Here is a 4951-nt window from a genome sequence, read left to right as displayed (position 1 = left end):
TGGCGGCGATTGCGAGGCCAGTTCCGTTGAGGTACGATCGGCCTCCGGGAATTGAGGTGAGTGCGGCAACATCTTGGCGCAGACGGACTGGATCACCACGCACCCAAAGCTGGCCTTGAGATCGTCTGAACGTGGGCTGCAGGATCCAAACTGTGACAAGCAGTATTAGCAGCAGCAGCACTACCGCGCTTAACAAAAGCACTTTCAAAACGATCACGGAGCTTGTCTCTCGGACGGATACGCTCCAGGCATAACAGCTTGGAGATGCGTGCTCACAATCTGTTGCAGTAGGCGTGCGAAATTGAGCAACCTCCTTTCAATCACTCTCAGCATTCCGCCCTCCTCCTCAATGACTTGGGTGACCCGGGCAAGTCGTGCCGGTCCCACTACTCTGTTTCGATGCACTGGGAGAGCAGCAGGAGGCGCGCCCGGTGCCGGACGAACTGTAACTCTGCACTGTTGCGGGAATGGCTTCCTCCCGGAGTGCCGCTTGCCCGTCGCATACATGTAAGGTCTCAAAATTCTTCCATTTGCAACCTTCGGCGATCACCAAGGGGGTGTGCAAAGTCTCATCCACGCCGGAGGCGTGCGGTGCCGCGGTTGCGGTTAGGTCATGACGATGTCCGGTTCGAGTTCAGGGGAGTAAGGTGGGGTTAGCCGACAAATCGACCGGAACTGACGCTTTGACTTTCAGCCCGTCTGGATGAGTGCCTCGGCCCTGTTGGCAACAGTTGACAGTTCGCGCTGCGGAAAATCGCTGCAGCGCTGGCCGCGGTTTTCTTTGCGCGTGCCAGCGCTTTGTCGATTCCGTCCGTGACAAACTAGAACCGTCTTCAGGGTGCAACGACCTGTCTCCGTCGCTGCTCGCTTGCCTTCATGGCTTCATTCATGTCCGCCGCTGGCCGAATCTCGAAAATGTTGCCATACGTCAGAGCCGGATGCTGGCCGATGAGTTGTACAGCATGATTCATGTCTCTCGCCTCAAGGACGAGAATGCCGCCGAGTTGTTCTTTGGTTTCGGCATAGGGGCCGTCGGTCGTTGCCACCTTGCCGTTCTTCCAATACAGGGTCAGGGCGGTCTCCGGCCCCTGAAGCGCTTCTCCACCGGCCCAGTGCCCGCTGGCGCGAAGATGGTCGTCATATTCAAAGCATGTATCGAACATGGCGTTTCGCTCGCTCTCAGTCATGCCATCGAATTTGCCTTTATCGTAGTAGCCAAAACAGAGGTATTTCACTGTTCTTCTCCTTTTGGTGGGAATCAGCAGCACAGCCTTGCGAGCTGGATCGTCCTATAGTCGTCGCGCACAGGGAAAATCGACAGCAGAGGCGTTTTTTTTAGCCTTCCGGTGTTTGTTCATGAGTCGCCATGATGACGCCTGTCGGCGTAGCCTCGCATTTCATTAGTTTCAGGGCGACCTGATGGCTGGTGTTGCCAAAGATTCTTTTGCCCTTTCCGAGAACTATCGGAAAGGTCATCAACAGTAGGCGGTCAATAAGATTGGCGTCAAGCAGTTGCGGATAGAGCGTTGAGCTTCCCCAGAGGACAATATCCGAACCTTCCTCCGCTTTCACCTTCTTCAACTCATCAATGTTGCGCAGCTTGTGGCTGTTGGCCCATTCAAGTTTGGCTGAACCGCTCGTCAGCACATATTTGTTGGCTTTTGTGAACACAGGCCCAATGGGATTGTCGGCGGGAACGTTGGGCCAAAAGCCGGCAAAGTTGTCATAGGTTTTGCGGCCCAGCAGCAGGTCGTATGGCTTGTCGAGGGTGCCCACCATCTCCAGTACCGCAGCCCCAGACTTTTCACTGCGGTAGTTGGTGGTCCATCCGCCAAGATCGAATCCACCGCTTGTGTCCTCTTGAGGGCCGCCGGGACCCTGCATGACGCCATCGAGCGAAACAAATGCAGTTGCTATGATCTTCCTCATTTTCAGCTCCTTTTCGTCGAATGTTCCCAAGTCGCGGCGGCCCGGGCTGTTTACTTGCTTCCGCCGGGTCCTTGTTCCGGAGCCGGGAAGAATAGAAGTTCGCGCACCTCGCCCACCGCATCGCAGGAGATGGAACCCTTGCGCGCCCACGCGAGTACCTCGTCCATATCGGCGGCTTCCAGTATCCAAAAGCCGCCTATGTGCTCCTTGGTCTCCAGGTACGGCCCGTCGGTGACGAGCACCGTGCCGTCGGACTGCTTCCGCACCGTCTTGGCGTTGGCGGCCGGGGAAATGCCGCAGGCGAACTTCCTCACGCCGGCAGCAATCATTTCGCGGTTGAGCGCGTGGATCTCTTCGATCATCGCTTCGGTTACAGTGGACGGGTCGAAGTCGTCGGGGAGGTAGTTAGCAACCAGATACCGTGGCATGACTTTTTCTCCTTGGTTTCTGTGGTATGTTCCCGATGACTCGTTTCCTGTTCATTCAGGAGCCGTAGCTCATCGTTCTTTTGTCCTATAGTCGTTGGGGAGACGGAAAATCGACAGCTATCCCAATTTTTATTTCAGCTGCCGAATCCGCTCCTGCAGGAAATGCCGCTCCGGCTCCTGTTGGGTCAGCGCCAGAGCTTTCTCATACGAGGACCGGGCCTCAGCGGTCCTGCCCAGCCTGCGGTACATATCCGCACGGGCTGAATGCGCCAGGTAGTAATTTGCCAATTCGCCATGTTCCAAGACCGCGTCGATATGCGCCAGACCGGCCTCTGGGCCATCGCGCATGGCAATTGCCACGGCACGATTTAGCTGTGCTACTGGCGAAGGGTGAATTCGTACCAATTGGTTGTAAAGCGCAACAATCTGCCGCCAGTCGGTCGCAGCGGTTGATTCCGCCTCAGCATGAACGGCCGCGATCGCAGCCTGCAGTGTGTAAGCACCGAAGCGCCGGGAGTTCAGGGCTTTCTCCACCAATGCCACTCCCTCCGCGATCTGCTCCCGGTTCCAGAGCGAGCGGTCTTGATTTTCCAGCAAAATCAGCTCTCCAGCCGGAGAGGTTCTCGCGGCGCGACGGGATTCCTGGAGCAACATCAGGGAAAGCAGCCCCATGATTTCCGGCTTTGGGACCTCCGGCTCTGGCTGGAGTTCGGTCAGTAGTCGTCCCAATCGAATCGCCTCGCCGGTTAGCTCGGCCCGCGTTACCTCCGCTCCCGCCGCAGCCGAGTAACCCTCGTTAAACACGAGATAGATGACCTGAAGCACCGCGTCCAGCCGCTCCGGCAACTCCTGCGGCGTCGGCACCTCGTATGGAATCGGTGTCTCTCGAATCTTTGCCTTGGCGCGCACGATGCGTTGGGCGAGCGTTGCCGGCGTAACCAGAAATGCCCGGGCAATCTCTTCCGTTGTAAGGCCGCAGATTTCGCGAAGAGTGAGCGCGACCTGTCCTTCCGGAGGCAGAGCGGGATGGCAGCAGGTGAAAATCAGACGGAGGCGATCGTCCTCGATCTCTTCATCTCCAATCTCTTCATTCCCGCTGGGAGCGTCGTTGACGCGCGATTCCATATGGGCAACAAGATCTCTCTGTGCTCCATCGAAGCGCGCGCGCCGGCGCATAGCGTCTATGGCCTTGAAGCGTGCCGTTGAAATAAGCCACGGGCGTGGCTTGTCCGGAATGCCAGCCAGCGTCCAGGACTCCAGAGCGGCAGCGAACGCCTCGTGCATCGACTCTTCGGCCAGGTCCAGGTCTCCGAGGAGGCGCACGAGCGTCGCTAGAACCCGGCCCGATTCCGAGCGGTAGAGAGTCTCAATGGTCCTGCTGAGTTGTTCGGGCACAGGTGGCGGCATCTATGCCAAACTAGCAAACGGAGTGGCTCAATACAACTGCGCTCAGGTTTCCCCGACCCACAATTCTTCTACGAGACTCAAAACCGCAACCTGCAGATTAACTATCTCAAATCAAAAGCCGCCAAACTGGGACTCCAAATCATCGAAGCTCCGGCAGCTTGAAAGCGAGAGTTACAAGAGTAGTTTCTGGAGAACGGTTTCCGACGCAGAACATCTGAAATCGCAAGCAGCTTGAGCGTCTACAGGAACCAGGCAGGCCCAGGTTTACTTACCCGATGGTTAGCCAATCGGTTCTTGCGACGCTCGGGGTCGCAAATCGCGCAATGTGATCAGCTGCTGCAGCAATATCTCCAGCAGCAAGAGGACCGGAGCCAAGGCGCCAGTCTGCCGGAAGAGAAGCGGAGGGAACGACTTCGCAAGAAAAAGAAAGGGAATGCGCCACAGTTCGACCTGCGCACGGAGTTGTTTCGCATGACTGGTGCCGACCTGACCCAAATCGATGCGATTGACGTCACCACTGCGATGACGATTCTCAGCGAAGCGGGATCCGATATGAGCAAATGGAAAACGGAGAGCCATTTTGTATCCTGGCTGCGGCTATGTCCCGACAATCGAATCAGCGGCGACAAAATCATTGGCAAAGGGAGACTACCGACCAAGAATCGGGCCAGTATCGCCTTGCGAATGGCAGCCAGCACCTTACGGCTAAGCAATACATACTTGGGAGCGCAGTTTCGCCGATTACGAACCAAGCTCGGGGCCCCCCGTTGCGATTAAGGCGATGGCGGCCAAGCTCGCGCGCTTGGTGTATCGCATGCTGCGTTACGGGATGCAATTCGTGGACCAAGGAGCGGAGTGCTCTAGGCCTCGAGTCTCTCTCTCCAGAAACTCGCTTTAAGCTGCGGGAGCTTCGATGATTTGGAAGCCGAGCTTGCCGGCCTTCCACTTGAGAGATTTGATCTGTAGCTTACGGTTTTGAGCCTCGTAGAACTCCGCCCCCCGGTCTACAAATTGCATGCCGTAGCGCAGCATGCGGTACACCAGTCGGGCCAGCTTAGCGGCCATGGCCTTGATTGCCACCGGGGCTCCGAGTTTTGTTCTCAGCCGACGAAACTGCGCTCCGAGATAGGTATTGCTGGTCCGCAAGGTGCAGGCGGCCATCTTTAAAGCGATGGTCACTCGGTTTT

General features: G+C 57.0%; 6 protein-coding genes and 1 pseudogene. 1 reads left to right on the top strand and 6 read right to left on the bottom strand.

All coding sequences use genetic code 11. From position 1 onward, the window contains the following. From Q363_RS43410 to Q363_RS30515, 5 genes are all read right to left on the bottom strand, one after another. Positions 1 to 217: hypothetical protein (locus tag Q363_RS43410; protein ID WP_211256439.1), on the bottom strand; the 217-nt coding region annotated here is incomplete at its 3' end. 616 nt (positions 218 to 833) lie between these two features. Next, positions 834 to 1235: a YciI family protein gene (locus Q363_RS30530; RefSeq protein WP_035358275.1), complete on the bottom strand. Its 402-nt coding sequence runs from the start codon at positions 1233 to 1235 to the stop codon at positions 834 to 836. A 100-nt stretch (positions 1236 to 1335) separates the two neighbouring features. Beyond that, on the bottom strand, positions 1336 to 1929 hold the full coding sequence (locus Q363_RS30525; RefSeq protein WP_051979569.1) for a dihydrofolate reductase family protein: 594 nt from the start codon (positions 1927 to 1929) through the stop codon (positions 1336 to 1338). Between the two features lie 50 nt (positions 1930 to 1979). Further along, the gene (locus tag Q363_RS30520; protein WP_035358274.1) at positions 1980 to 2357 is read right to left on the bottom strand and encodes a YciI family protein; all 378 of its coding nucleotides are present in this window, start codon (positions 2355 to 2357) and stop codon (positions 1980 to 1982) included. A 129-nt stretch (positions 2358 to 2486) separates the two neighbouring features. Then, entirely contained in the window at positions 2487 to 3752 is a 1266-nt protein-coding gene (locus Q363_RS30515; protein WP_245632580.1) for an RNA polymerase sigma factor, read from the bottom strand. 306 nt (positions 3753 to 4058) lie between these two features. On the opposite strand from Q363_RS30515, the gene Q363_RS39590 reads away from it, so the two are divergent. Continuing rightward, positions 4059 to 4541: a transposase gene (locus tag Q363_RS39590; RefSeq protein ID WP_157467949.1), complete on the top strand. Its 483-nt coding sequence runs from the start codon at positions 4059 to 4061 to the stop codon at positions 4539 to 4541. A gap of 117 nt (positions 4542 to 4658) precedes the next feature. Here the strand turns inward: Q363_RS39590 and Q363_RS42455 are convergent. Beyond that, positions 4659 to 4951, bottom strand: a pseudogene (locus Q363_RS42455) (IS110 family transposase); the annotation flags it as partial.

It is taken from the genome of Edaphobacter aggregans DSM 19364, assembly GCF_000745965.1.
Taxonomy (GTDB): domain Bacteria; phylum Acidobacteriota; class Terriglobia; order Terriglobales; family Acidobacteriaceae; genus Edaphobacter; species Edaphobacter aggregans.
The sequence above is the reverse complement of the archived record's forward strand: the minus strand, read 5'-3'. Positions and strand labels throughout refer to the sequence as shown.

Excerpts from the sequence above, each read along its gene's own strand:
- Q363_RS30525 (WP_051979569.1), bottom strand. The coding sequence starts at position 1,929 with ATGAGGAAGATCATAGCAACTGCATTTGTTTCGCTCGATGGCGTCATG.
- Q363_RS30520 (WP_035358274.1), bottom strand. The coding sequence starts at position 2,357 with ATGCCACGGTATCTGGTTGCTAACTACCTCCCCGACGACTTCGACCCG.